General features: G+C 68.6%; 20 protein-coding genes. 10 read left to right on the forward strand and 10 right to left on the reverse strand.

Annotated elements, in window-relative coordinates; genetic code table 11:
- Positions 1–30: 30 nt before the first annotated feature.
- From AC6CID_RS10670 to wecB, 3 genes are all read left to right on the forward strand, one after another.
- On the forward strand, positions 31–423 hold the full coding sequence (locus AC6CID_RS10670) for an ankyrin repeat domain-containing protein (protein WP_006553426.1): 393 nt from the start codon (positions 31–33) through the stop codon (positions 421–423).
- 11 nt (positions 424–434) lie between these two features.
- Complete coding sequence (gene serS / locus AC6CID_RS10675) at positions 435–1,697, forward strand: serine--tRNA ligase (protein ID WP_064060556.1); 1,263 nt, start codon at positions 435–437, stop codon at positions 1,695–1,697.
- 155 nt (positions 1,698–1,852) lie between these two features.
- Positions 1,853–3,010, forward strand: coding sequence for a non-hydrolyzing UDP-N-acetylglucosamine 2-epimerase (gene wecB / locus AC6CID_RS10680; protein WP_064060555.1), 1,158 nt, complete (start codon positions 1,853–1,855; stop codon positions 3,008–3,010).
- Between the two features lie 111 nt (positions 3,011–3,121).
- Here the strand turns inward: wecB and wecC are convergent, their stop codons facing one another.
- The 3 genes from wecC to AC6CID_RS10695 are packed head-to-tail and all read right to left on the reverse strand — an operon-like array spanning position 3,122 to position 6,430.
- Complete coding sequence (gene wecC / locus AC6CID_RS10685) at positions 3,122–4,378, reverse strand: UDP-N-acetyl-D-mannosamine dehydrogenase (protein WP_498353930.1); 1,257 nt, start codon at positions 4,376–4,378, stop codon at positions 3,122–3,124.
- Positions 4,371–5,186, reverse strand: coding sequence for a WecB/TagA/CpsF family glycosyltransferase (locus AC6CID_RS10690; protein WP_498353931.1), 816 nt, complete (start codon positions 5,184–5,186; stop codon positions 4,371–4,373). The genes wecC and AC6CID_RS10690 overlap by 8 nt, the downstream gene beginning before the upstream one ends.
- Positions 5,183–6,430, reverse strand: a complete 1,248-nt coding sequence (locus tag AC6CID_RS10695) for a hypothetical protein (protein ID WP_139192925.1) — start codon at positions 6,428–6,430, stop codon at positions 5,183–5,185. The genes AC6CID_RS10690 and AC6CID_RS10695 overlap by 4 nt, the downstream gene beginning before the upstream one ends.
- A gap of 320 nt (positions 6,431–6,750) precedes the next feature.
- On the opposite strand from AC6CID_RS10695, the gene AC6CID_RS10700 reads away from it, so the two are divergent.
- Positions 6,751–7,395, forward strand: a complete 645-nt coding sequence (locus AC6CID_RS10700; RefSeq protein ID WP_081263402.1) for a PIG-L deacetylase family protein — start codon at positions 6,751–6,753, stop codon at positions 7,393–7,395.
- Positions 7,396–7,399: 4 nt separating this feature from the next.
- Here AC6CID_RS10700 and AC6CID_RS10705 read toward each other — a convergent pair whose 3' ends face one another.
- Genes AC6CID_RS10705 through AC6CID_RS10715 form a run of 3 tightly spaced genes read right to left on the reverse strand, consistent with a single transcriptional unit; the run spans position 7,400 to position 11,219 of the window.
- Positions 7,400–7,999, reverse strand: a complete 600-nt coding sequence (locus tag AC6CID_RS10705) for a dTDP-4-dehydrorhamnose 3,5-epimerase family protein (protein ID WP_094979606.1) — start codon at positions 7,997–7,999, stop codon at positions 7,400–7,402.
- 38 nt (positions 8,000–8,037) lie between these two features.
- Positions 8,038–9,042, reverse strand: a complete 1,005-nt coding sequence (locus tag AC6CID_RS10710; protein WP_064060550.1) for a glycosyltransferase family A protein — start codon at positions 9,040–9,042, stop codon at positions 8,038–8,040.
- A 41-nt stretch (positions 9,043–9,083) separates the two neighbouring features.
- A complete protein-coding gene (locus AC6CID_RS10715; RefSeq protein WP_254707470.1) occupies positions 9,084–11,219 on the reverse strand; it encodes an alginate lyase family protein in 2,136 nt (711 codons plus the stop codon).
- A gap of 167 nt (positions 11,220–11,386) precedes the next feature.
- On the opposite strand from AC6CID_RS10715, the gene AC6CID_RS10720 reads away from it, so the two are divergent.
- Together AC6CID_RS10720 and AC6CID_RS10725 are read left to right on the forward strand one after the other, a co-directional pair.
- The gene (locus tag AC6CID_RS10720) at positions 11,387–12,778 is read left to right on the forward strand and encodes a phenylacetate--CoA ligase family protein (RefSeq protein ID WP_498353932.1); all 1,392 of its coding nucleotides are present in this window, start codon (positions 11,387–11,389) and stop codon (positions 12,776–12,778) included.
- Between the two features lie 89 nt (positions 12,779–12,867).
- On the forward strand, positions 12,868–14,190 hold the full coding sequence (locus AC6CID_RS10725; protein WP_064060547.1) for a putative glycoside hydrolase: 1,323 nt from the start codon (positions 12,868–12,870) through the stop codon (positions 14,188–14,190).
- A 16-nt stretch (positions 14,191–14,206) separates the two neighbouring features.
- Here the strand turns inward: AC6CID_RS10725 and AC6CID_RS10730 are convergent, their stop codons facing one another.
- The 4 genes from AC6CID_RS10730 to AC6CID_RS10745 are packed head-to-tail and all read right to left on the reverse strand — an operon-like array spanning position 14,207 to position 20,611.
- The gene (locus AC6CID_RS10730; protein WP_498353933.1) at positions 14,207–16,537 is read right to left on the reverse strand and encodes a glycosyltransferase; all 2,331 of its coding nucleotides are present in this window, start codon (positions 16,535–16,537) and stop codon (positions 14,207–14,209) included.
- Positions 16,516–17,601, reverse strand: coding sequence for a glycosyltransferase family 4 protein (locus AC6CID_RS10735; protein WP_498353934.1), 1,086 nt, complete (start codon positions 17,599–17,601; stop codon positions 16,516–16,518). Before AC6CID_RS10735 ends, AC6CID_RS10730 begins: the two co-directional genes overlap by 22 nt.
- Positions 17,598–19,103 carry an O-antigen ligase family protein gene (locus AC6CID_RS10740; RefSeq protein ID WP_498353935.1) on the reverse strand — a complete coding sequence of 502 codons (1,506 nt, stop codon included), beginning with the start codon at positions 19,101–19,103 and terminating at the stop codon, positions 17,598–17,600. Before AC6CID_RS10740 ends, AC6CID_RS10735 begins: the two co-directional genes overlap by 4 nt.
- Entirely contained in the window at positions 19,100–20,611 is a 1,512-nt protein-coding gene (locus AC6CID_RS10745) for a hypothetical protein (protein WP_498353936.1), read from the reverse strand. Before AC6CID_RS10745 ends, AC6CID_RS10740 begins: the two co-directional genes overlap by 4 nt.
- Positions 20,612–20,818: 207 nt before the next feature.
- On the opposite strand from AC6CID_RS10745, the gene AC6CID_RS10750 reads away from it, so the two are divergent.
- Genes AC6CID_RS10750 through AC6CID_RS10765 form a run of 4 tightly spaced genes read left to right on the forward strand, consistent with a single transcriptional unit; the run spans position 20,819 to position 26,442 of the window.
- Positions 20,819–22,210, forward strand: a complete 1,392-nt coding sequence (locus AC6CID_RS10750; RefSeq protein ID WP_498353937.1) for a polysaccharide pyruvyl transferase family protein — start codon at positions 20,819–20,821, stop codon at positions 22,208–22,210.
- Positions 22,211–22,257: 47 nt separating this feature from the next.
- On the forward strand, positions 22,258–23,826 hold the full coding sequence (locus AC6CID_RS10755; RefSeq protein WP_498353938.1) for an oligosaccharide flippase family protein: 1,569 nt from the start codon (positions 22,258–22,260) through the stop codon (positions 23,824–23,826).
- The gene (locus AC6CID_RS10760) at positions 23,813–25,093 is read left to right on the forward strand and encodes a GNAT family N-acetyltransferase (RefSeq protein WP_498353939.1); all 1,281 of its coding nucleotides are present in this window, start codon (positions 23,813–23,815) and stop codon (positions 25,091–25,093) included. The genes AC6CID_RS10755 and AC6CID_RS10760 overlap by 14 nt, the downstream gene beginning before the upstream one ends.
- Positions 25,094–25,095: 2 nt before the next feature.
- A complete protein-coding gene (locus tag AC6CID_RS10765) occupies positions 25,096–26,442 on the forward strand; it encodes a glutamate-1-semialdehyde 2,1-aminomutase (protein ID WP_064060540.1) in 1,347 nt (448 codons plus the stop codon).

A 26,442-nucleotide genomic window follows, 5' to 3' on the forward strand; every position in this document is an offset into this window, starting at 1 on the left:
TGTTCGAGTGGACGCAGGTAGTTTCGGCTCATGGCCGACGACCCGATCGATCCCGAGATTCTCGAGATCGCCAAGCAGACCTTCGACGCCGCCCGCCAGGGAGACGTCGAGACCCTCACCGCGTACGTCGACGCCGGAGTACCGGTGAACCTCACCAACGAGACCGGCGACACGCTGCTCATGCTGGCGTCCTACCACGGTCATGCCGAGGCCGTACAGGTCTTGGTCGAGCGGGGAGCCGACGTGAACCGGCTCAACGACCGCGGCCAGTCGCCTCTCTCGGGGGCGGTCTTCAAGGGCGTCGAGGCAGTGGTGCGGGTGCTCGCCGAGGCCGGTGCCGACCCGCGTCACGGGCACCCCACCGCGGAGGACACAGCGAAGATGTTCGGGCGCGACGACTACCTGGAACTCTGGCAGCGGTAGGCTTCGATTCCGTGATCGACCTCAAGTTCCTCCGCGAGAATCCCGACGCCGTCCGCGAGTCGCAGCGCATGCGGGGAGAGGACCCGGGCCTCGTCGACGTGCTGCTCGAGGCCGACGCCTCCCGTCGCGCCGCTGTCCTCGCCGGCGACAACGCACGCGCCGAGCAGAAGGCCCTGGGCAAGAAGGTCGGCAAGGCGTCTCCCGAGGAGCGCCCCGCGCTGCTCGACGGCGCCAAGGAGCTGGCTGCGAAGGTCAAGGAACTCGAGGCCGAGCAGCACGCCGCGCAGGAGGCCTTCGATCGCGCGCACCTCGCGATCTCCAACGTCGTGCAGGACGGCGTGCCCGCCGGCGGCGAGGACGACTTCGTCACGCTCGAGACCGTCGGCGAGCTGCCCACCTTCGACTTCGAACCCAAGGACCACCTCGCGCTCGGCGAGTCGCTCGGGCTCATCGACATGGAGCGCGGCGCGAAGGTCTCCGGTGCCCGGTTCTACTTCCTCACCGGTTACGGCGCGCTGCTCCAGCTGGGTTTGCTGCAGCTGGCCGCCCAGAAGGCCACCGCGAACGGGTTCACCATGATGATTCCGCCCGTGCTCGTGCGCCCCGAGGTGATGCAGGGCACCGGCTTCCTCGGCCGGCACGCCGACGAGGTGTACCGACTCGAGGAGGACGACCTCTACCTCGTGGGCACCTCCGAGGTGCCGCTCGCGGGCTACCACTCGGGCGAGATCCTCGACCTGTCGAAGGGGCCGAAGCGCTACGCGGGCTGGTCGTCGTGCTTCCGTCGCGAGGCGGGCAGCTACGGCAAGGACACCCGCGGCATCATCCGCGTGCACCAGTTCGACAAGGTCGAGATGTTCGTCTACTGCCGCCCCGAGGAGGCCGCGGCGGAGCACGAGCGTCTGCTGGCCTGGGAGCGCGACATGCTCGCCGCCATCGACGTGCCGTACCGCGTCATCGACGTCGCCGCCGGCGATCTCGGGTCGTCGGCGTCCCGCAAGTTCGACTGCGAGGCCTGGGTGCCCACGCAGGAGCGCTACCGCGAGCTCACGTCGACGTCGAACTGCACGACCTTCCAGGCGCGTCGCCTCAACATCCGCTACCGCGACGAGAACGGCAAGCCGCAGACCGCCGCGACCCTCAACGGCACGCTCGCGACCACCCGCTGGCTCGTCGCGCTGCTCGAGAACCACCAGCAGGTCGACGGTTCGGTCAAGGTGCCCGAGGCTCTCGTCCCGTTCGTGGGACGCGAGGTGCTCGAACCCGCCGGCTGATCCGTCCAGCGGTACAGCACAGCCTCGACGACGGCTCCTCATTGCGCCCGCGGTGAGGAGCCGTTTTCGTGTGTCCGTCCGAGCATAACGAACTGAAAGTTGGTTTTTAGGATTTAAACGGTCCTGAAGTACTTATTTCACGTTATTCTTGGGCGATGGAGAAGGTTTTGGTGGTCTACGGAACTCGTCCCGAGGCGATCAAGATGGCGCCGGTCGTCACCGCCCTGCAGAGATCGGAAGTACTCGAACCCGTTGTCGCAGTGACCGGCCAGCACCGCGAGATGCTGGACCAGGTCAACACCCTGTTCGGTATCGAACCGAGCCACGACCTCGACATCCTCACCCAACGGCAAGGGCTCGAGGCCATCACGGCCAAGGCCCTCGGCGGGGTGTCGGATGTGATCGCGCGGGAGAAACCCGGTGCGGTTCTCGTCCAAGGAGATACGACGACCTGCTTCGCCGCGGCCCTCGCGGCGTTCTACTGTCAGGTGCCGCTCGTGCACCTCGAGGCCGGACTCCGGACGGGGGATCGCTACAACCCCTTCCCCGAGGAACTCAACCGACGCCTGACCTCGCAACTGGCGTCGCTGCACCTGGCGCCCACCCCCACCTCCCGCGCCAATCTCCTGGCGGACGGGATCGATCCCGGCGATATCGTCGTCACCGGAAATACGGTGATCGACGCGCTCTACACCGTGACCTCGCAGCAACCCTCGCTCGACAATCCGGATCTCGCTCCGCTGCTGGATCGTCCGATGGTTCTCATCACGGCGCATCGGCGCGAGTCCTGGGGCGAACCGATGGCGTGCTCGGCGCGGGCCATCGCCCGTCTGGCCCGCGCGTTCCCGCACATGGCCTTCCTGTTGCCGGCACATCTCAATCCGATCGTGCGGGAGGTCCTCCTCCCGCCCCTCGCCGGCCTGGACAACGTGGTGGTGACGAATCCGCTGTCCTACAGCGACTTCGCGCTCGCGATGGCGGCGTCGACGATCGTGCTGACCGACAGCGGCGGTGTGCAGGAAGAGGCACCGAGTCTCGGCAAGCCCGTCCTGGTGATGCGGGAGACCACCGAGCGGCCCGAAGCCGTCACGGCGGGAACCGTCCGGTTGGTGGGGACGGACGAGGAGCTCATCGTCGATTGGGTCACCCGGCTACTCACCCGGCCCGCGGCGTACGACGAGATGGCCCGCGCAGTCAATCCGTACGGCGACGGGAGCGCCGCCCAGCGTTCGGTGGCGGCGATCGAGCACTTCTTCGGCCTCGGACCCCGCCCCTCGGAGTTCGCGCCCGTCGAGGCGGTCGGCTCCTACTGACGAATCCGGATACCGCGCAGTCCGAAAGGAATGTCGCCCGAAAGGAATACGGCCGGTAGGTGTGAGAACACCTACCGGCCGTACTCTCGTGGGTGCCGGATTCTCGTGGGTTCAGCGCCACACCCCGCGGGTGTCGTAGACGACCTTGCCCGCCAGGAGACTGCGCGACAGCGACCGGAACTGGTCGTGGTCCACGAGTTCGACGACGATGTCCGCCGCGGCGATGGCGTCCCGGCACCGCGCGGTACGCACGCTTTCGTAGCCGACGAGGGTATCGGGCACCTCGTGCACGAACGGATCGGCGAGCAGGAGTTCGACGTCGGGCAACGCCTTGGCGATGAGCTCGACGACGTGCAGGGCCGGACTCTCCCGGATGTCGTCGACGTTGGCCTTGAACGTCAGCCCCAGACACGCGACCGTCGGATTCTTGAAACGCGAACAGGTTTCGATGACCTGCTGGGCCACGTAGTTCGGTTTGGAATCGTTGATCTCGCGTGCGGTGCGGATCAGCTTCGCCGAACCCGGCGAGGCACCGACGATGAACCACGGATCGACCGCGATGCAGTGCCCGCCGACACCGGGGCCGGGACTGAGGATGTTCACCCGGGGATGGCGATTCGCCAGCCGGATGACCTCCCAGACATCCAGTTCGAGTTCGTCCGAGACGTACGACAACTCGTTGGCGAAGGCGATGTTGATGTCGCGGTAGGCATTCTCGACGAGCTTCGCCATCTCGGCACTCGCGGCGTCGGTCAGGCAGATCTCGCCCTGGCAGAAGACGCGATAGATCGAGGCGGCGCGCTGAGCGCACAGCGGCGTGATCCCGCCGACCACCCGGTCGTTCGTGATCATCTCGATCATGATGCGTCCCGGGAGCACCCGTTCGGGGCAGTGGGCGATGTGGATGTCCGGCAGACCCTCGTCGGTGTGGGGGAGACGGAGATCCGGCCGCAGTTCGGACAACCACCGGCTGACGCTCTCGGTGGTGCCGGGTGGTGACGTCGATTCGAGCACCACGATCTCCCCGCCGCGCAACTGTGGGGCGATCTGTTCGGTCGCCCGCCGCACGTACGACAGGTCGGCGGTGTGATCGGCGTTGAACGGTGTCGGCACGGCGATGATGTACGCGTCGGCGAGGGGAACCGTGTCGGTCGCGCTCAACGTCCCCATGGCCACGGCGCCGGCCAGGCTCACCGCGAGATCGGGTTCGGCGAACGGCACCTCGCCCCGCGAGACGGCCGACACGATACGGGGATCGATGTCCACGCCGATGACGTCGATGTCGCGGGTCGCGAGAACGACGGCCGTCGGCAGGCCGATGTAGCCGAGTCCGACGACGGCGACGGTGCCGCTGAATGTGTCAGCCATGATGCTTCCTCGGGGTCGGGAGTTTCTCGGGACGCGGATAGGGCGGGGTGGTGCGGAAACGCTCGCGGGCGAGCAGGATCAGGAACGCGGTGTTGGTCGTGAGATAACGCCGCCACATCCGGCGCGGTTCCTGCAGGAGGCGGTAGGCCCACTCCATGCCGGCGCGCTGCCACCGCTCGGGTGCGCGCTTGGTGATCCCGGCGAGAACGTCGAATGAGCCACCCACACCGTGACGGATCGGGACGTCCAGCACGTCCTCCCAGCGCCGCAGGAAGTTCTCCTTGCGAGGAGAGGGCATGCCGAGGAACAGCATGTCCGCGCGGGACTCGCGGATGGCCCGGGCGATCGCCACCTCCTCCGATTCGTCGAAGTAACCGTGGTGGGCGCCGGCGATCCGGAGGCCGGGATACCTCGTGGTGAGGACGTCGACGAGGGCGTCGAGCACCGACTGCTCCGCGCCGAGCAGATAGACGGAGCGGTGTTCGGCATCGGCCGTCGCGAGGAGCGAGGTGAACAGGTCGATTCCGGCGACGCGTTCGGGTAGCGGATATCCCAGGAGGTTGCCCGCCCACACGACCGCCTGCCCGTCGGCGAGGAGTATGTCGCACTCGAGCAGGGATTCGCGCAGGGCCGTGTCCTTGCGGAGACGAACGGTCTTCGCGGCGTTGACGACTCCGACGGTCATCGGTTCTCGGCGTTCGAGGGCGTCGCGGCATCGCGCCACGGCCTCGTCCATCGTGACGGCGTCGAGCGGCATCCCGAACAGGGTCGTCGCCGTGGGGACGTCGGTGGTGGGGTTCGCGGTCATCGGGTTCCTCCGAATTCGTTGCGCGGCAGCCACGCGTAGAGCATCCAGCCGAGTTCGTACGGGCGGCATTCGTAGTCCACGACTCCGGCGGGAAGGAGCCGATCGAGTCCCGGCAGTTCCGAACCCGGGCACAGCGCGGTGGTCGCGGCAGCCAGAGATCTGGCGGCCTTGCGCGGTTCGCGCCGGCCGACCTTGCGCCAGACGACGTCCTGGGACTCGCAGACGAGATCGGCCAGCGTCTCGGGATGGCTCTGCAGCCAGTCGATCCCGAGTTCGATCGCGGCGGTGTGGTCGTCACCGCCGGCTGCGGCAAGATCGAACAGCACCATCGGCGCCATCGCGTGCTGATGGACGCTGTAGACGGGGAAGCGCTCGACCACGCTGTGCCCACGCGAGTCGTAATGCCACCACCACTGGCCGGCCTCGCCCTGCAGCGCGCAGATCCGGGTGGCGCACGCGTTCGCCGCGGCGAACGCGACGTCGTCGTCTGTCGCCGCGGCCGTCCGGGCGAGTGCCTGGAGGGGATAGACCTGGTCGGCGAAGGACCCGATGTGCCGGCGCAGTCTGCTGCCCGTGCCCACGGGGATCATGTGGGGGAAGAGACCACCGGGACCCTGCGCGGCGAGGATCCGTCGCTTCAGCGTCTGCACGAGACCACCGGAATCGAATTGTGTGCGCGCGGCGAGTGCGGCGGTGAGGGCCCAGGACGCGTCGACCGTCGCCAGGGGGCTGCCGCTCTCGCACCGGCTCCGGAGTTCCTCGTAGAGCGCGGAGTCGACCGAACCGGTGATCTCGGCGCAGGCCCACACCGCGAGGGCGAGGGCGCCGGTGTCGCGGTGACCGCGGGCCCGGATCCCCGTGCGACGGGCGAGCTCCGCGGCCGTGTCTCCGTGCAGCGCGCTCCGCTGTGCGTGTTCGGGCAGCAGGTGCAGTCCGAGGGCGGCGATCGAGGTGTAGCGCGTGCTCCGCCCCTCGAGCCGGAGTTCGGTACCGAACGATGTCCTCGCGCCACGCGCGGTCTGGGGGAAGCCGTCCCCGTCGTACATCCGGGTGAGCCCGCGTACGGCGAGATCGGTCAACTGGATGACGCGTACGGCCGTCTCCGGTCGGGTGCCGGTCCGGGACGGTACAGGGTCGGTGCCGCTCTGCGGCGGTACAGGGTCGCTGCCGCTCCGCGGCGGTACAGGGTCGCTGCCGCTCCGCGGGGGTGCGTGATCTTTGTGCAGTCCTGCCGCAATCTTCATGGGGACTCCTTCGCGGGACGAATGCCGTGTCCGTGGAGTGGATGAAAGTCTGTGGATGGCGGAAATAAACTGATGCAAGGATAGCTACTGCGCCAGAAAAAGTCCTAGAGTTTGTTTAAGCCTTGTTGGCGGACTCCGGATGTGTTTTAGTGGGAACCACGATCGAAATCTCGGACCCATCGACATTCCTCTGCGGGGTCTTCCGTCAGCCTGGCCTCCGTCGCCGAAGACAAGGTGTTGATCATGAAAGTGCTTCTGTCTCCCGTCGTTTGCGCTCCCGGCCGCAGCACCGAGGGGGTGTGGGAGTCGTGATCGAGCTGATGCCGCGCAACGTCCGCGAGGTCGCGCTGTTCGGCGCCCACTGCGACGACATCGCCATGGGGGTCGGCGGAACACTGCTGACCCTGTCGGCGGCGTGCCCGAACCTGCGGGTGCGTGCCTTCGTCCTCTCCGGCGGCGACACCCCGCGCGAGATCGAGGAGAACCACGCGCTGCGGGCCATGTGCCCCGGAGCGGACGTGATGGTCCGCGTACTGGACATCCCGGACGGGCGTGCCCCGGGGTACTGGGAGGGAATCAAGATTGCACTCCAGTCCTTCCGCTACCACACCGAACCCGACGTGGTGTTCGCTCCGCAGCGCGCCGACGCGCATCAGGACCATCGGTTGCTCGCCGAGATGGTGCCGACGGTCTTCCGCGACCACCTGGTCCTGGGCTACGAGATCCTCAAGTGGGAGGCGGACACGCCGGCCACCGCCGTGTACCACCCGCTCACCAGGGATGTCGCGGCGGAGAAGGCGCGTGTGCTGCTCAAGCACTATCCGTCGCAGACCGATCACGACTGGTTCGACGAGGAGTCGTTCCTGGGCCTGTCCCGTCTCCGCGGGGTGCAGTGCCGGTACCCGCACGCCGAGGCGTTCGTCCTGGAGAAGGCGGTCGTCCGGTTCGGCGGGCAGGGCGCCTGAGCATTCACCACAACACGTCGGCCGGGTTCTCCGAGGAGGTGAGCCCGGCCAACAGGTCCTTCCAGCTGCCGGCAGCGGCGTCACGTGCGCTGATCGTCGTCACCGGCAGTGGCCAGACGATGCCGAGATCCGCATCGTCGTGTGCCACCGCGAGATCCTCACGCGGATCGTGCGGGCGGTCGATGCGGTAACAGACGTCGGTGACGTCGGCCAGCGCCTGGAAACCGTGCAGGAATCCCGGCGGGACGAACAGGTGGGCGAACTCGACGTCGTCGAGCAGGAATGCCTGTGAGCGGCCGAAAGTGGGCGATCCGGGACGGATGTCGACCAGCACGTCGTGGATCGCTCCATGTGCACAGCGCACCAGTTTCGCCTCCCCGTCCCCGGAGCGACCGTGCATGCCACGTACGACGCCCCGGACCGAGCGGGACTGCGAGTCCTGCACGAAGTCGCATGCCCGGACGGCCGGCGAATCCGGACGGCTCCGGAGGTAGGCGTCGAATTCGGTCGCGTCGAAGGTGCGGGTGAACAGGCCTCGATCGTCACGGAACGGTTCGGGGTGGAGAACGAGAACACCGGCCAGGTCGGTGGTGTCGATACGCATCGCAGGTCTCCCTCGTGTCTACGGGATGGGAAGGTGCGTCAGACCGGCGCGTTCAGACGGACGGCCACCCGCCCGGCCGCGCTCGTCAGTCGTTGTTTCGCCGGGTACAACAGCCGGACCGGGCCGGGAGCCACCGTGACGGACGCGAGCGCAACCGCGGCACGCAGGGAACGCCGGTGGGTGAAGGCGTCACGGGCCGCGATCCGGGCGGCGGGCAGATCGTTGCGGAGGAAGGCGGACCGGGCCCGACGCAGTGCCTGGTCGTAGCGGAGCCGACGCACCGTCTCGTCCAGGGCCTCCTGCTCCTCCGGGGTCGTCGCCAACGCCGCGCCCGCCTGGAACGACCGGATCAGCTGCCGTTCGAAGGTCGAGACGGTGGCCTCGTCCCGCGAATCCGAGTCGCCGCGCAAGCGGTACCGGGCGAGCCGGTCGGGCAGCATCTGCACCTCGAAACGGTCGGCGAGGCGGAGCCAGACGATCACCGATTCGTCGACGTCCTCGATGCCCGACGCGTAGGCGTTCACCGCGGACCACGCCTCGCGGCGGATCGCCGCCGTGTAGTAGGGGACCTCGCCGCCGAGGACGTCGAGCAGGGAGAGGCGTCCGCGCCCCCGGCGGTTCCCGCCGGCCCCGATCGACCGCATGTACCCGGTGGGCAGCAGTCCCTCGGCATCGGTGAACAGGTGGGCGTCCACCGCGACGGCGTCGATCTCCGGCCGGGCGTCGAGCACGGCACCGACCCGCGTGCAGAAGCCCGGCATCAGGTGGTCGTCGCTGTCGAGGACGCACAGGTATCGTCCGCGTGCCGCCTTCGCCGCCGCGGCGATCCCGCCCGCGTAGCCGCGATTCTCCTGGCGCACCAGGATAATTCGCGGGTCGTTCAGATACCGCCCGACCACGCGGGCCATGTCGTCCGACATGCCGTTGTCGACGATCACGTGTTCCCAGTCGTCCAGTTTCTGCGCGAAGACGGATTCGATCGTCTCGGCGACGTAGTCCTCGGTGCGGTAGGCGGTGGTGAGGAAGCTGAAGGTCGGTTCCATGCTCGAACTCCTCGGAGAAACTGCGGGGATCAGGCGGGTGATCAGGAAACGGGGTCGGCGACGTCCTCGCGCCGCACGTGTCCGGGCGGGTCGCTGCTCGACAGGACGGTGTGGAGGTGGGCGCCGTCCTCGTCGTGCCACCGGACGGTGATCGCGTCGTCGCACAGGGCGACGGCGAGTCCCGACACCGCCGGTTCTCCGGCGCCGCCCGGGGTCAATGTCGTCACCAGCGCGACCGGGGTCTGCGCGTGCACGACACTGCCGACGAGCCATGCGGGGACGCGGGATTCGAGCCGGTGCGACCACCAGCCCAGATTCGTGTCGGTGTCGCCGCGGATCTCGCTGCGGATCGGTTCTCCGGAGGACGCGGCGTAGGCGAGCTGCAGGGCGGGTGCGTCCTCCCGGAGGGCGAGATGGCCGCATCCGGCGGGTCGGACGTCGAGGGAGGGGTGCAGCGGCCAGGCGGTGCGGAACTCGTGGTGGCCGGCACCGGTGAACAGGTCCACCACCACCGCGGTGACACGGTCGGGTGGTGCGATGAGCCACCTGCGGTGTACGACGGGTTCGTCGAGCCGGAGGTAGCCGTCGTGCTCGGCGTCCACGAAGCCCGCTGCGGTGTCCACGGAATGCGTGTGCACCCGTGCGTGCTGCCGCCAGAGGAAGGCACCGCCGATGACGGATTGATCGAGTCCGTCCACCGAGGCGGTCGGGTGGGCTCGCGTGCCCCGATGTGCGGACCGCCAGTCGGGATGGCCGTAGTAGCTCGTCACACCCGGATGTCCGACGAGTTCGTGGCCGTCGGCACTCAGGGTGACCGCGAGTGCGTCGGCGTGGCCGTGCGCCGCGATCGACAGGTACCCGAGGGGCCCGACGTCCATGGTGATCCGGCGTCGCCCGGAGCGCAGCACCACGAGGCCGCCGTCGGGCGCGTGGAAGCTGCCGAAGGGTTCGCCACGAGGCACGTCCTCGGTGGCTTTCGTAGGGGCGTCCAGCCATCCGGCCGCCGGCGATCGAGTGCCGGCCCGTATCGCATCGGGTGTGCCGAGGACGGCCCCCACGAGACCGAGATGATCGCGGATGGTGCGCACGGGCGACGCGTCGAGGCGCAGGGCGAACCCTTCGTCGTCGTCCCCGTAGCGCGGTGCCGGGTCGTGGTCTCCGACCACCGTCGCGAGATACCGGCTACTGCGCGTGATCGCGTTCGTGAGCAGGACGGGCGCGTATCCGTCACGTCGCCGGAGCATCTCGGCGACGAGGAGCAGTAGCTCGGCGGTGAACATCTGATAGCCCACGGCCTGTTCGGCACCGCTGCCGTCGGGCAGGATCTGCCGGTCGGCCTCCGCGCACAACGCGGTGACGGCATCACGCTCCCATCGCGGAGAGGGCCGTAGATCGGGGAACAGCAGCGCCACGGTGACAAGGCCCGCGAGTTCACCGATGAGGTGATTGTTCGCCGAGCTGTACAACGAGCGTTCGGCCCAGCATCGGCGGGCGCTCTCCGCGAGCATGCACACGACGGCGCGGAAGCGGGCGACGGTGAGACGCGGACTGTGCCGCAGCCCCTGCAGCGCGACGGCCACCGAGATCGCGCGGATGCCCGCCTCGAACGCTCCGCGCCAGGCGATGCCGCGTCCGGGGGGATTGGCGGCGATCCACGAGTCCAGCTGGTCGAACGCCTCGGCGGCGTAGCGATCGTCGCCGGTCAGGAGCCAGGCCTGCGCCAGCCACGGAAGGTGCTGCAGCCGGTTCAGTTCCCAGATCCACTTCGGGTCGCCGGCCGCAGTGCGGTGATCGATGCGGTGACCGGGCAGCGCCGGCCAGTCGATCCCGCCGATGGGGTCGTGATTCCAGTCGATCTCGGGTCCGAGTGCCGCCTCCGGATAGCCGAAGTAGGCGAAGCGGTGGTCGAGAACCCGATCCGCGGCGGCGAGCGTGGCGGCGGCGATCTCGGTTCCGGCGAGGCCGCCGGCCTGTTCGTGGCCGAGGAGGACGGGACGGCCCTCGGTTGCACGGAAACGGTCGAGGGTGCCGCGCCAGTCGAGGTCGGGCCCGACGAGTTGCGCGTCGGTGAACGATCGGGACGGAAGTCGTTGTCCGACCACGCGGCGGACCCGCCATTCGATCTCGGCGGGTTCCATCGCGCGGAGCCGATGTGCGTACCAGGTGAGTCGTTGCACGGGACCTCCGTTACGAGGTGGTTGCACGGGACCTCCGTTACGAGGTGATCGACAGGGGATCGGCACGGTGCGGATCCCCACCGTAGCAAAATCAAAGTCTGTAGATTGCCGCTTAATCAGACTACAGGTATGTTTAGCGCGAGCGCATCCGAACCGAAGGTGGGCCCATGGCACCTCCGAAGAAACTCGTCGCCGTCCAGCATCGCGTGCGGCGTATGCATCCACTCGCCGCCCTGATGACCCGTGAACTCGGCAGGATCGCAGCGGCGGGCCCCGACGAGATCCGCGCCTTCCAGGAAGGTCGGCTCCGTGCGATGACGCGATGGGCGGCCGTCGCCTCGCCGTTCTACCGGCAGTGGTTCCGCCGCGAGAAGGTGGACCCGCGTGAGATCCGCACCCTCGACGACCTGCGGCGCCTGCCCGTCCTCCGCCGCAACGACCTGATGGACCGTCCCGAGACGTTCCGGGCCTATCCCGCGCGCGCGATGTGGGAGGCCCATTCGAGCGGGACGTCGGGCCGGGCCGTCACCGTCTACCGGACCCCGGGCTCGTCGGTCTACGAGATGCGGGTGCTCGAGCGGCAGTGGAGTTGGTTCGGCCTGCCGCGTGCCCCTCGCCGGGTGACGCTGGGCGGCAGCGACTTCGCGGCCGACCGCCCCGGAAACCCGACCGAGATCGTCCCCGGCGCACGACAGCTGCTGGTGTCGAGCTACCGGCTCACCCCCGACGATCTGCCCACGATCGTGTGGGACATCCGCAGGTTCGGTCCCGACGCGATCGACGGCTGGCCGTCGAGCATCTGTCTGCTCGCGGAACTGCTGTACGAGCAGGGGGAGCGGCTCCCGGTCCGCGCCGTCCTCACATCCTCCGAGACGATGCGGTCCGCCCAGCGCGCCCTGATCCGCGAGGTCTTCCGAGGCCCGATCGTCGATCACTACGGTCAGACGGAGCGCGTCGCGATGGCGGGCACGTGCGAGGCGGGCACGATGCACATCTTCCCCGACTACGGCATCGTCGAACTCGAACCCGTCCCCGGTGTCGCGGACAGATGGGAAATCATCGGAACACCCTTGCACAACTGGGGTTTCCCGATCTTCCGTTACCGGACGGGTGATCTGGTCGGACCGGCACCGGCACCGGCACCGGCAGACGGGTGCGCGTGCGGCCGGGCGTTCCCTACCCTCGGAGCGCTCGACGGTCGGGTCGAGGACGCGTTCACCACCGCGGACGGCAGGCCGCTTCCGTTGCCGTCCACCGTGATCGACGACGTCACCGGTGTTCGCGAAGCGCAGATCGCGCAACTCGCACCCGGGCGTTTCGAGATCCGGATGGTTCCGGGCGTGGGCTTCGACGCCGAGCGTGTCGAGCAACAGTACAGACGCAATGTCGAGCGGTTGTTCGGCCCGGGGCAGGAACTCCGCGTGGTGACCCTGGATGCCGTGCCGCGCACCGCCTCCGGAAAACTCAAGACGGCCGTGGTGGAGGGCGGGGGAGACCGTGCCGTTCCGGCGGCCGTGGCCGAGGCCTTCGCCGGTTATCGCCTGGGTCCGGGAGAGTGAGGCGTCATCCTGTGTACAGGAGAACGGGGCGCCGCGGGTCGGGAGGATCCCGGCACCACTACCGATCCGGAGGATCGAAGGGCCGTACGGTGTCCCGCATCCTGCTCGTCGTGCTGGTGACGACGTCGTCGCTGTCCTGCGCGGCGCCCACCGCGCGCGAGACCACCGCGGATGCGGCGTCGACAGCGATGTCCCTGCCGGGTATGCCCGCGACCGGTGAACCGACCTTCCCGAGAACCGCCACCTACTATCTCGACCAGGATCGCCTTCCTCCGATGGACGAGCTCGCCCGATACGATCTCGTGGTTCTCGATCACGAATGGGCGCATCGTGTTCCGGAGTCGTACTTCGACGGGCTCCGGTCGCGGAATCCGCGTGTCCGTCTGCTCGCGTACATGAACCTCGTCGACCTTCCGGGAGCGCTGGGGTCGCCGGGATACTGGGCCGATCGGTACGCCCTGTGGCAGTTCGACGACCCGAACAGCAGCGCCTTCCCGGAGGAATGGCTCGCCACCACGGCATCGGGGGAGCCGGTCAGCGAATGGCCCCGGACGACGATGGCCAACCTCACCGACGTGGCGCCGCGGGTCGACGGCAGGATCTATGCGGAGTACGCCGCGGAGTGGGTCGCCGATCAGGTCTGGTCGACCGGGATCTGGGACGGTGTCCTTCTCGACGTCTGGGGGGATCGGATCTACTCGGCCGACGCGGATGCGTGGGACATCGACGGCGACGGTGTGGACGAACCGGATTCACAGATCTACGGCACCGACGGTCCGTGGGCGCGGGGACTCACCGTGGCGGAGCGGATCATGCGGGAGCGCATGCCCGACGCGATCATCGTCGCGAACGGCGATCGCAGCCCGGTCGACGGCCTGCTCGACGGGCGGGCCTGGGAGAGCTTCGCGGATCCGATGGTCGAGCGCGACCCGGGCATGGACCTCGACCGCTATCTCGAGACGAGTGCCGGCGGAGGACACCGATCGCCGGGAGTGTGGATGACGATCGACCGTCTGGGGACGGGCCGGAGTGTGGCCGACACCTATCGACGAGCGCGCTTCTTTCTCACGGCCACGCTCCTGGGAGACGGTTACTGGGCGCCGATGCTCCTGCACTACGGCAGTACCGCCTACTACGACGAGATGGACGGGGCGGGACTCGGCCCTGGTTATCTGGGCCTGCCCGTCTCCGAGGTCGGCCTGCAGGGCGACGCGGGACGGACCGTGCTCCGCCGGGACTTCGAGAACGGGATCGTCCTCGTGAACAGCGGGGACAATGCCGAACACGTGTACCTCGAGCGCCCCTACCGTCACCTGCAGGGGACGCAGGACCCGAGCGTCAACGACGGCAGCGTCACCGACGAGGTGGTGCTCGAACCGCTGGACGGCCTCATCCTCCTGCGGACGGACTGACCGGTCGATCTGCCCGTCAGCTCGACCGGGCCGTCAGTTCGTCGAGCAGGGCCTCGAACGACCGTGCGGTCCGGGAGATCCGGTACTCGCGTTCCGCGCGTTCGCGGCCGTTCGCGCCGAGGCGGCGGGCGAGTGACCGGTCGGCGGCCAGCACGCACAATCGTTCCGCGAGTGCTGCGGCGTCTCCGACCGGGACGAGGAAGCCGTCGGTCCCGTCGGTGACCATGTCGGGCAGGCAACCGCATTCGGTGGCCACGACCGGAAGCCCGGCGGCCATGGCTTCGATGACGGTGATGGGTGCACCTTCGTGGACGGACGACAGCGCAGACACGTCCAGTCCCGGCAGCAGTGCCCGGACGTCGCGGCGCACACCTGTGAACACGGTCCGACCGGAGATACCGAGATCATCGGCGAGCGAACGCAGTTCGGATTCCCTCTCGCCCCCACCGATGACCAGCAGTTGCAGCTCGGGACGGGCGTGTGCGGCGAGCCGCACCGCTTCGAACAGCACCTGGTGTGCCTTCTGACGGCTCAACCGCGCGACGATACCGACGGCGAACGCGTCGGGGGACAGCCCGAGCGCTGCGCGGGCCCGGTCGCGGTCCTCCTCGGTGGGTGGCTCACCGATGTCGATCCCGTTGGTGATGACCACTTCTCGCGTGCGGGACCACGGCCGGCGGGCGACCCCCTCCTCGCGGCGCAGATAGTCGCCCTGGCGCGGTCCCAGCAGCACGAGGGCATCGGAGAGGAAGAGGGTGGACACCACCCACCGGGGAAGACACCGCTTGCCGATGCTCGTCAGATCCATGTCGTGTGCGGCAACGAGATTCGTGGGTGTCCCGGCCAGTCGCGCCGCCAGTCTACCGAGTGCCAGGGCGGCATGGTGGTGGTGTGTCACGAGCACGGCGTCGGTGCGGTCGGTACGCAGCATCCGCACGAGCCGTGTCAACCGGCGCGGATCGTAGCGGCCGGATCGGGGGACGACCTCCACCTCGAATCCCGCGCGCCGATATTCCTCGGCGAGCGGACCGGCTTCGCGCAGGCACACCAGACGGGGGCGCACGACCGACGGATCGAGGTGCCGGAACACCTCGAGCATGAGGACCTCGACGCCCCCGACGAACGTCTGGTCCAGCACGAGCGTGAGGCGGACGGGATCCGTCCGATCGGCTCGCTCCGTCGGCCGTGCGGGTCGCACGATTCTGGACCGTGCGGGTCGCACGATTCCGGACCGTGCGGCTTCCACGAGGGCGGTCTGGGCGCCCTCGACACTTCGGTGGAGTGTGAACTCCGATTCCACGCGTTCCCGCGCGGCCCGCCCCATCTTGCGGGCGAGTTCGGGATCGTCGAGCAGTTCGAGCATCCCGTCGGCGAGTGCTCGTTCGTCGCGGGCAGGGACGAGTCGGCCGGTGACCCCGTCGACCAGCATCTCGGGGACACCGCCGACGGCCGTGCACACCGCGGGACGGCCGGATGCCATGGCTTCGAGCAGAGCCATGGGGAAGCACTCGATGCTGTACGACGACAGGACGACGAGATCCAGGGCGCGGAGGATGCGGGGAATGTCGCCGCGTGCACCGGTGAAGACGACGTTCGCGCGCAGACCGGCGGCGTCGGCGATCACTTCGAGGTCCTCGCGGCACGGCCCGTCGCCGATGACAAGGAAACGGGTGTCGGGCCGCACGTCGGCGACCCGCCGTGCGGCGCGGAGGAAACAGGCGTGGTCCTTTTCCGGACGCAGTGCCGCCACGATCCCGACGGTGGGAGCATCCGCGGGCACGCCGAGTTCGGGCAGCACGCGGCGATCGTCGGTGGTGTCGTACAGTGACGGATCGACCCCGTTGTGCACGACGGTGATCTTCTCGGGTGGGTAGCCGAGATCGTCGGTCATGAATGCGCGCTGGGCCTCGGCCACACCGAAATAGGAATCGGTGATCGGATCGAGGCACCGGTCGATCAGTCGCCGGAGCGGGCCGCGAGGTTCGGGATCACCGCAGTGGTGAACCCACACCACGACGTGCGGAACCCGGGCGAGGAAGGCCGCAGCCCGTCCCAGCGTCTCGGCGTTGTATCCCCGAGTGATCACGATGTCGGGACGGAACCGGCGCATCTCCCGCACCAGATCGACGAGGGAACGCACCATCTGTCGTTTTGTCCTGCGCAGCGCCGTTGCGGGAATCGACGAGTCCACCAGGTCGGAGAACAGCGCGCCGGGTTCTCCGATGCAGACGGCGCACGAGGTGAAGCGCTGGGGGTCGAGTCGGGGGAGCAGGGTGGTGACGTGCCGTTCGGCGCCGCCCACACCGAGATCCGGCACGACGTACATCAGTCGCAGCGGACGGGACATCTGCCGACCTCTCTGTAGAGGGCGTCGAAACGCCGTGACACGACGTCGACGTCGAATTCCGTGCACACCCGGCGCCAGGCGCCGGCACCGAGACGGGCCCGCTCCGCGTCGTCGGTGACGACCTTCCGGAGGGCGACGGCGAGGGCGTCGGGATCGTCGGGTGGGACGAGAATTCCCGAATCGGCGTCGACGAGATCGGGTATCCCGCCGACCGGACTGGCCACCACACACAATCCTGCCGCCATGGCTTCGAGGATCGCCATCGGCTGACCTTCGTTCCGGGACGGGAGCACGAGGATGCGGCTGTCCCGGAGCAGTCCGGAAACCTTTTCCGGCGCCGCCCATCCCGCGATGGTGACGGTGTCGTCGATTCCGAGTTCGGCGACCTGCTGTGCGGCCGCGTCCACGGCGCCGTCACCCGCAATCGTCAGGTGCGTGCCGGAGACGACTCCTTCGTGCGCGAGTCGCGCCCATGCCTCGAGCAGGACGAAGGTGCCCTTGCGTTCACCGACCTCGCCGAGGAAGAGCACGTTCACCGGTCGCCCGTCCGGCAGTTGGGAAACGGGCGTCCGGGGCCGGACGGCATTGGGCACGACGATGATCCGGGCGCGAGGTGCGATCTCCTGCAGGCGGCACGCCCACCTCTCCCCGAGTGCGATCACCGCGTCGGCCTCGGTGAGGGTCGCGCGGATGACGGCCCGGGCGGGCTTGGGGCACAGGGAGTAGAAGCGGTGGAACTCGGCACCGTGGACGTGGAGGATCACCGGGATGCGGGCAGCGCGTGCGATCCACGCCAGCGTGGCCTTCCGGACGAAGCTCCCGTACGAGGCGGTGTGGAGGTGTACGACGTCGGGTCGCCTCCGGATCACCGTGTAGGTGAACGAGACCAGCCCGACGGCGAAGGCGACGATCCGGAGGGGGATCGAACCGTTGCGATGGGTGCCGATGTGTTCGATATGCCAGTCGCTCCACAGATCGGTGCCCTGCATCGTGCGAACGAACGAGGCGACACCGCCTCGGGTCGATGTGCTGGTGGAGACCCACAGCACCCGTGGGGCATTCATGACGAGACCTCCTCCGGGGATCTCTCGGGATCCCACTTCCGCGGGACGAACCGGTCGGACCATCCGATCGCCACACCGGCGATGAGCAGTGCCATCGCATTGGTGACATCGAAATTGCGGAGTTCGGCGGTGAACCCGGTGACGAGCAGGCACAGCACGGCGAGGACGGCCGCGATCGCGAGCGGTTGCCCGGTGAGCCGGCCCGGTGGCAACCTGCGGTAGGCGCGGACGAGTTGGACGACGAGCAGCACGAGCACCGTGATCCACAACAGACCACCGACGATGCCGAGTTCGGCGAAGATCCCCAGTTCCGTGAAGTGGGCGTCGATACCGAATCCGCCCTCCCACGGGATGCTCGGTCCCCACGCCCGGTGGAAGAAGGTGTTGACGGACACGAAACGCGCGACACCCCATCCGGTGAGCGGTTCCTCGCGGATCGCCCAGAAGGCCGTCGCCATCGCATTGAGCCGGTCGTGGATCTCGCTCGTCGAACCCACCCCGCCGGCCTTCCGGTCGGCGCTGGTGAAGGTCGACCAGTTCATCGCGACGGCGACCACCATCGCCGTGGCCGTCAGGGCGAAAGCGCGGCGGAAGTCGCGGGCGCACAGCAGTCCGACGAGGACGACGATCCCGAACGCCAGCCACACCGCGCGTGTGTAGGTGAGGAAGACGCCGTAGGCGCAGGCCGCGGCGATCACGGCGGCGAGGCGCCGGAGCCAGACGGGTTCGGATTTCTGAGAAGCCAGGACGACCGTGACGATGAATCCGAAGATGAGGATCGTCCCGTTGCCGACGGGCTGATTGGTGACACCCACCGCGCGGCCCGGCCAGTGCTCATTCTCGAGCATGTAGCGCGGCCATACCAGAGCGGTCGGACCTTTGAGCTGGAAGATGCTCATCATCGCCGAGAACGCCGCGATGCCGGTGACGGTCCAGAGCATGCCTCGCACCGCACGCTCCCGATCGAAACTCAGGCGGCCCATGACGAAGACGGCGAACGGGATGACCGTGCCGATGATGATGAAGCGGGACACCGAGGTGGGTTGACTCGTCAGGGGAACCACCGCGGGGAAGCGGTGCGAGGCGAACATCGACCAGAAGTTCCACAGGACGAACAGGCCCATGAAGATCTCGAGCATGCCCAGCTGCCGGATGCGATCGGGGCGCACGGTGATCCAGAGCCCGAACGACCCCAGCGCGACCGCGAAGAGGAAGACGAACAGATCGACAGGCAGCATGGGGATCTCGGGTGTGGGGAGCCGGAAGAACATTGCGACGATCAGCACGAGCACCGCGGTGGCCGGGTGGTAGACCGCCGCGGCGATGACGGCCAGTCCCACCGCCCCGGGCAGGATCAGCGCAAGCAGTTCGCCCGGGAGGACGAATGCGGCCAGGGCCGCGGCGACGAGCAGGCCCGCGGCCGTGGCGGCCGTGAGCGCCGCGCGTCCGAACCGGGCTCCCGACGATCGGATGCCCGGCCGGACAGCTCCTGCGGTGGTCATGGTGTCGCACCCGGCTTGCCGGACAGCAGTGTCGCGGCGTCCCGGTCGGGATGGTGGCCGTTGGACGAGATCGTCGTCGTGTCGGGGCCGAGGTTGTCGATCCGTTCGTAGCGCACCGTGGCGAGGGACTCGCCCCGCTTGTTGCGGCGGAAGAGACGGCGGACGAGCGAGCTTCCGGTGCGGGGGTCGACGAGGACCGCGCCGAGCAGTTCGGCGTCGGCGAGCAGTTCGACGGCCTCGCGGGTGAGACCTACCCGGCCCGAGCGCCGATCCAGGACGAGCACGGTCCGGTCGCTCACGACGCACGCGGAGTGGGCGAAGGGATCCTCGGTGAGCGGCGGGACCTCGACGATCACGAGGTCGGCATCGGCCCGGAGCCGTCGCAGGAGGTGGGTGAACCGTTCGCGGTCGAGCGGGGCGTCCGGGTCGTCGAGCAGATCCCGGACGAGTGCCGTGCGTACCGTGACGGCGTTGTCGGCGGCGGTGCGTTCCTGCACCGTGGCGGTGTGCATGTCGGCGTGGAGCAGGACGACGCGCTCGCCCTCACCGGCCCAGAACTCGGCGATCGCCCGTGCAACCTGGCCGGTCGCCGGTGTGCGGGTCGGCGAGACGACGGCCAGGGTCCCCGGCCGCGGTACCTGGCGGTGTCCGGCGCGGGTCGCGAGGCGGACGAAACCGAGATGTCGCGCGCGGCCCTTGCGCCGGCTTCCCCCGCGGGGGATCTCGACGAGCGGATTCACTCCCGTCCTCGTGTGCACGTCGTGGGAGGTGCCGAGGGTGGGGGAGAACAGGGCGGCGAGAACTGCGGCGACGGAGCCGAGGACGAGGCCGCCGAGGAGTCCGACCAGCACGTTGCGGGACATGCTCGGTTCCGACATCGCGATGCCGGCGTCGGGCTGCAGGATCTGGAGCTGGTTGGTCGAATCGCCCTGCAACTGCTGGATCAGCGTCTCGAGTTCGATGATCCGCTGGGTGGTGTAGGCGGGGTCCGCGCCCTCGGTGAGCAGTCTGCGCCGCTCGTCCAGCTGGCTGCGGAGTGCATCGAGAGAAGCATCCTTCTCGGCCCGCCGCACCGCGTCGACGTCCCACCGGAAGTTCGTGGCCAGGGCAAGGGCGGCGTCCTTGGCTCCCACATCGGTACCGGCCGTCGCCTCGACGAAGATCATCGAGCTCGCGGCGGCGGTGCGTGCCTCGAAGGTCGTGCCCGGCGGGAGATCGGTCGAATCCCGAAGTCGCGCTTGGTAGGCGGGATCGTTGAACAGGTCGATGTAGCCCCGCACCATGACGGCGTCCTCCTCGGGGACACGTCCCGGCGAGGAGACGATCAACACCGTCCGGCCGGTGTAACTCGGCTCGGCGGTGTAGGTGCTCACGGCCGACGCGATCACGGCCCCGAGCGTGATGAGAAGGACGAGGGGCCAGAAGTGGCGGATGCGCTGAAGTTGGATCCCGACGGTCGTCGCCGTGCCGAGCGTATCGGCGTCGGTAGTGGTGCTCGTGTGTGTCATGGGGTACCCCAGGTCCTCGGGAGACGACGCTTAAAACAATCTCTTAGTCTCTTTTTACACGATAGAACAGAGCTCCAGTTTGTTAAATCCCAATTTTGATGGACTATGGATGCGAACAGCACCCATGAGCCTGATTCTGGGTATGCTTCGCTACACCGCACCGCCGGGGACTCCCGGACCCTCTCTCATCGAGGATCGGATCATCGGATGATCGACAATCATTTCGGACTGCACTCGGAGGAACCGGCAACGCGACCGGTCCGCATTCTTATCGAGAGCAGCGAGTATTGGCTTCGCAACAACGGCGACCTGGCGATGCTCGAGGTCACGATCACGCGCCTACGTCGCAGATGGCCCGACGCGCAGATCGGCGTGCTCACCGACGTCCCGCTCCTGCTCCGCGCCTACCACCCGACGGCGAAGGGGATCACCGTCCTCTCGACCGACCCATGGGCCGAGCCGACGGTCGCCGAGGACTTCTTCGCCGCACTGGGACCGCACATCGTCGGCCCGATCGCCCTCGGCATGGTCCGCTTCCGGGTGTGGTTCCCGCAGAAGGCACGCGGACTGCGCCGGCGGCTCGAGCGGCTCGTCCGCGCGCGTCTCCCGTCCGAACAGGCGGTGGAAGCGCCCGTCTCCGCGAGTGAGGCGGCCGCTCGCCGGCCGGTGCACCCGGGCAGCGCGGCCGCCGTCGAGAAGGCCTCCCTCCTGCTCGTGCTCGGAGGCGGCTACATCACCGATTCCGATGCCGCCCAGGCCCACCGTGTCTTCACCCTCATCGAGCACGCCCGCGACCACGGTGTTCCCGTCGCCATGGTCGGCCAGGGCCTCGGACCGCTCGACGACCCCCTCCTGCAGAAACGCGCGGCCGAGGTGATGCCGCGCGTCGACTTCGTCTCCCTGCGGGAGAACCTTCGCGGCCCGGCCATCCTCGAACGGGCCGGTGTGCCGGACGATCGAATCCTCGTCACCGGCGACGACGCGATCGAACTCGCCTACACCGAATGCGACACCGGCCCCGGAACCGACCTCGGCGTGTGCCTGCGTCTCGCCGCCTACGCCCCCGTCTCGGAGATCGCCCGCGACACCGTCCGCAGGGTCGTGCAGGCCGTGGCCACCGAGTACTCCTCGACGCTGGTGCCGCTGATCATCGCGGAATACCGTTCCCAGGACCGCCGTTCGACGCTGCCCATCGTGCGCGGAGCGGACTCGGTGGCCGAACCGCCGTCCCGGTACACCTCGCCCGGACGGCTCGTCGAACAGGTGTCGAGGTGCCGCGTCCTCGTGACCGGTGCCTACCACCTCGCGGTGTTCGCGCTCTCGCGGGGAATCCCTGTGGTCGCCCTGTCATCGACTCGCTACTACGACGACAAGTTCCGCGGCCTCGAGGACATGTTCGGCGGTGGCGTCACCCTGCTGCACCTCGACGATCCCGCGCTCGGAAGCAAACTCGCGGATGCGACGCGCACCTCCTGGCAGCAGGCGGACGAGGTCCGCGGTCGTCTGCGTGCCCGTGCCCGGGAGCAGATCCGCCTGGGACACGTGGCCTTCGAACACGTGTTCGCGCTCGCCGAACGGGCGCGGGTCGAGAACCACTGAGACCCCTGGGATCACCGAGCAGTACAGGTCGGAAGGATGTCGCCGGAGTGAGCAGCACGACCCCCGACGAGACGGACCCTGCGAGCCGGACGGTGGAGACCGGCCCGTCCGGTCGGTCGCTGATGTCCTCGATCGGACGGGTGGCCGGCGCGTCGACTGTCGCGTTGCTCTTCTGCGAACTGGTCTCGCTCGCCCAGACCGTCGCCCTCGCACGCCTGCTCACTCCGGCCGAGATCGGGATCTTCGTCGCGGGAACGGTTCTCACGACCTTCTTCGGAACATTCGTCGAAGGTGGACTGCGGTCGGGGCTCATCCAGCGCGACACCGACGTCGCCGACGCGGCCGAGACCGTCTTCCGCGTGACCCTGCTGGCCGGGATCGTCATGAGCATCGGCGCGCTCGCGGCCGCACCCGTGATCGGGGCGATCTTCGACAGCACCACCGCCGGGCTGGTCGCCGCCGCGACCTCCGGAGTACTGCTGGTCTACTCGGTCGCCAACGTGCCGGAAGCCATGCTGCAACGCGAATTCAGCGTCAAGAGGCGGCTGATCGTCGGTCCCGCCGTCGCCGTCAGCTACGCGACGGTCGCGGTGTCGACGGCCGCCCTCGGCTGGGGCGTGTGGAGCATGGTCGCCGGCACCTACGTCTCGTACATCACCCTGGTGGTGTCCGTCTGGACGATCACCAGCTGGCGGCCGGGTCGCGGCCGCGCCTCGTTCGCCCTCTGGCGCGAACTCGCCCGCTACGGAGCACCCCTCGTGCTCGGAATGATCGGCTCGCGGGTGCAGGCGGCGACGGAGGCGGTGGTGGTCGGCCGAGGGCTCAGCGCCTCCGACCTCGGCTTCTTCCGGTACGGCCAGCGGATCGCCCGGATCCCGGCGATGGCGATCATCGAGATCGGGTCGGTCGCACTGTTTCCCGCCTTCTCACGGATCGCCAAGGACCCCGACAGGCTCGTCTCGGCCTATCTGCGCGCCCTGCAGTGGGCGACCATCGGAGCCGCCGCGTGTTCCGGACTGATGATCGCTGCCGGCACACCCGCCGTCGTCGTCGTGCTGGGAGAGCCGTGGCGCGGAGCCGGACCGGTGGTCGTCGCCCTGGCCGGTCTCAGCCTCGGCAAGGCGTTCATCTGCGTGAGCGAGGAGATCATCAAGGGATGCGGCCGGACGGGCCTGCTGAACTGGTACACGCTCACCGAGGTCGGTGTGGGTCTGGCGCTCCTGCTCGTGTTCGTCGGATTCTTCGGCCTCGTCGGAGCAGCACTGTCCGTGTCGATCACGGCCATCGTCGTGGGGATCGTCGTCATGGCCCTCGCCAGGAGATGCATCCCGGTGTCGCTCTCGCAGCTCGCCGGCGCGATCCTTCCCCCGCTGCCCGCCGCGGCAGTCGCGACGGTCGTGCTCTGGTTGTTCGAACACCATCTCGCACACAGCGATACGCACCCCACCCTCGCCGCCGTCGCCTTGTTGGCACTCGACGCACTCGTCTTCGCAGCCGCCTATCTTCTGGCGCTCGGCGTGTTCGCGAGATCTGCCACGACCGACCTGGTCGGCACGGTCCGCCGACTTGTCGCAACCGCCGTCAGGACGAGGAGAGATATCCGTGTCGATTCCTAGAACCCATCCCGAGAAACACGGCTCCGCCGAACTCGCCGCGGTCGCGCGGTCCGGGGAGGTGGTCCGGCTCCGGCCCCCGCGGTTCTCGGACCATCGGGAGTGGCGCCGGATCCGGCTGCGCGACCGGGCCATCATCGAACCGTTCTGGGCGACCAGTCCGCTGTCCTGGGAGGCGCGGCACACCCAGGACGAATGGGTGCAGGAGTGCCTGCACCTGCGATCCTGCCGCCGGTCGCGCGGCTTCGTGATCGAAGTCGACGGGCGTTTCGCCGGACAGGTCAACCTGTTCGGCATCGATCACGTGAGCCGCTCCGCGGAGCTGGGTATCTGGATGGATTCGGCGGTGGGTGGTCGGGTCATCGGGCACCTGGCGATATCGATCCTGATGGACCACGCGTTCACCGCCCTGGGACTGTACCGGCTGACCGCGCCGATCTGTGTCGACAACCTCCCGGCCGCCCGCGGCGCGGACCGGCTCGGGTTCGTCCGGGAGGCGACGATGAAGAAGTCCTTCGCGGCAGGAGGCCGTCGCAAGAACCACATCCTGTTCGCTATGACGGCCGATCGGGTGCCCGGCGAGGGACTGACCGCGCAGTGGTCCGATCCCTCGGTTCCCCTCGTCCTACCGGTGTGCTCGGTCGACCGGCGCATCTCGCCGAGAAGTCTCGCGATCGGCTGTCGGTACGTGCTCGGTACCGCGAAACGGCTGGCTCCCGGACGCGCAGCGCTGCAAGCGGCACCCGCCCACGTCGGTGGGCTGATCCTGCGACCGGTCCACGCCCTGTCTCCTCCTCTGTTGCGACGACACTGCGGGGAGGAGGACGCCGTCCTGGAAGGGATGTGGCAACCGAGTTCACCGCTGGCGGGCTGGTCGGGGCACGCCTTCGGATACCGCGTGGAGAAGGACGGCCGGCACCTCGGCACGGTCGGTTTCGAACCGATCGATCTCGTCCGGCGCGACGCCACACTGCGTGTGGACGCGACCGGCGACGACAGTCACCGGGCGCTCCTGCAGGCAGCGGGATGGCTGCTCGACCGGGCATTCGGGGTGCTGAACATCGAGCGGGTGCAGACCGGGGTCGATTCCTGCAACGCGGTGGCAGCCGGTTTCGCGAAGGCGCTCGGGCTCACCCTCGAAGGACGGATGCGAGGCATCACCACACGCGACGAACGGCTGCGCGATCTCGACCTGTGGGCCAAGGTCGCGGACGGCAGCGCAGACAGCGAAACACACAGACTCGATCACGCAACCCCCGCGGGAGAATGACGATGACCGAATCCGTCGACCTATCAGAAAAATTCGACAGGTCCGCCCACCTCCAGCGGCGCCTCCACGAACTCGTGCCCGGAGGTGCCCACACCTACGCCCGTGGTCCGGACCAGTATCCCGAACACATGACGCCGGTCCTCACCCACGGAAACGGCGCACACGTGTGGGACGTCGACGGGAACCGCTACGTCGAATACGGGATGGGACTGCGGTCGGTGACGCTGGGACACGGCTACCGCCCGGTCGTCGACGCCGTCACCGAAGCCGTGCGCAGAGGGACGAATTTCAGCCGTCCCACCCTCCTCGAAGTCGAGGCGGCCGAGGACTTCCTGTCGCTCGTGCCCGGCGCCGACATGGTCAAGTTCGCCAAGAATGGATCCGACGCCACCACCGCGGCGGTCCGTCTCGCACGCGCCGTCACGGGGCGCGATCACATCGCCGTCTGCGACCACCCCTTCTTCTCCGTCGACGACTGGTTCATCGGCACCACGCCGATGAGCGCGGGCATCCCGGAGAGTTCGCGATCACTCACGCTGCGCTTCCGCTACAACGACCTCGCATCGCTCGACGCTGCCCTCACGTCGCACCCCGTGGCGTGCGTCGTCCTCGAAGCGGCCACTGCCACAACAGAACCCGCACCCGGATTCCTCGAGGGAGTGCGCCGGCTGTGCGATCGCCACGGTGCGCTCATGGTGCTCGACGAGATGATCACCGGGTTCCGCTGGTCGGAGCACGGGGCGCAGTCGGTCTACGGCGTGCGGCCCGACCTGTCGTGCTGGGGCAAGGCGATGGGGAACGGATTCCCCATCTCCGCGCTCGCCGGTCGCCGCGAGTACATGGAACTCGGCGGACTCGGGACCGACGCCGAACGGGTCTTCCTGCTCTCGACCACCCACGGACCGGAAGCGGCGTCGCTCGCGGCCTTCCGCGCAGTGGTACGCGCGTACGGGACCGAGCGGCCGATCGAACGGATGGAGGCCGCCGGAACGCGCCTGGTCAGCGCGGTGAACGCGCTCTCAGCGGAGATGGGACTCGACGAATACGTCCGGGTCGAGGGCAGACCGTCCTGCCTGGTGTTCTCGACGCGAGGACCCGACGGGACGCCCTCGCAGGAGTACCGGACGCTGTTCCTCGCCGAACTGCTCGACCGCGGGGTCCTGGGCCAGTCGTTCGTCGTGTCGGCGGCCCACACCGACGACGACATCGACCTCACGGTCGCCGCGGTGGAAGCGGCGCTCGTGGTGTACCGGAAGGCGATCGACGCCGGGAGCGTCCGGGGTCTCCTGCGCGGACGGCCGGTGGCACCTGCCCTCCGCCGGTTCGCTGCCCCGCGCCGACTGCCGTAG

Source organism: Rhodococcus sp. GQ147 (genome assembly GCF_059759155.1).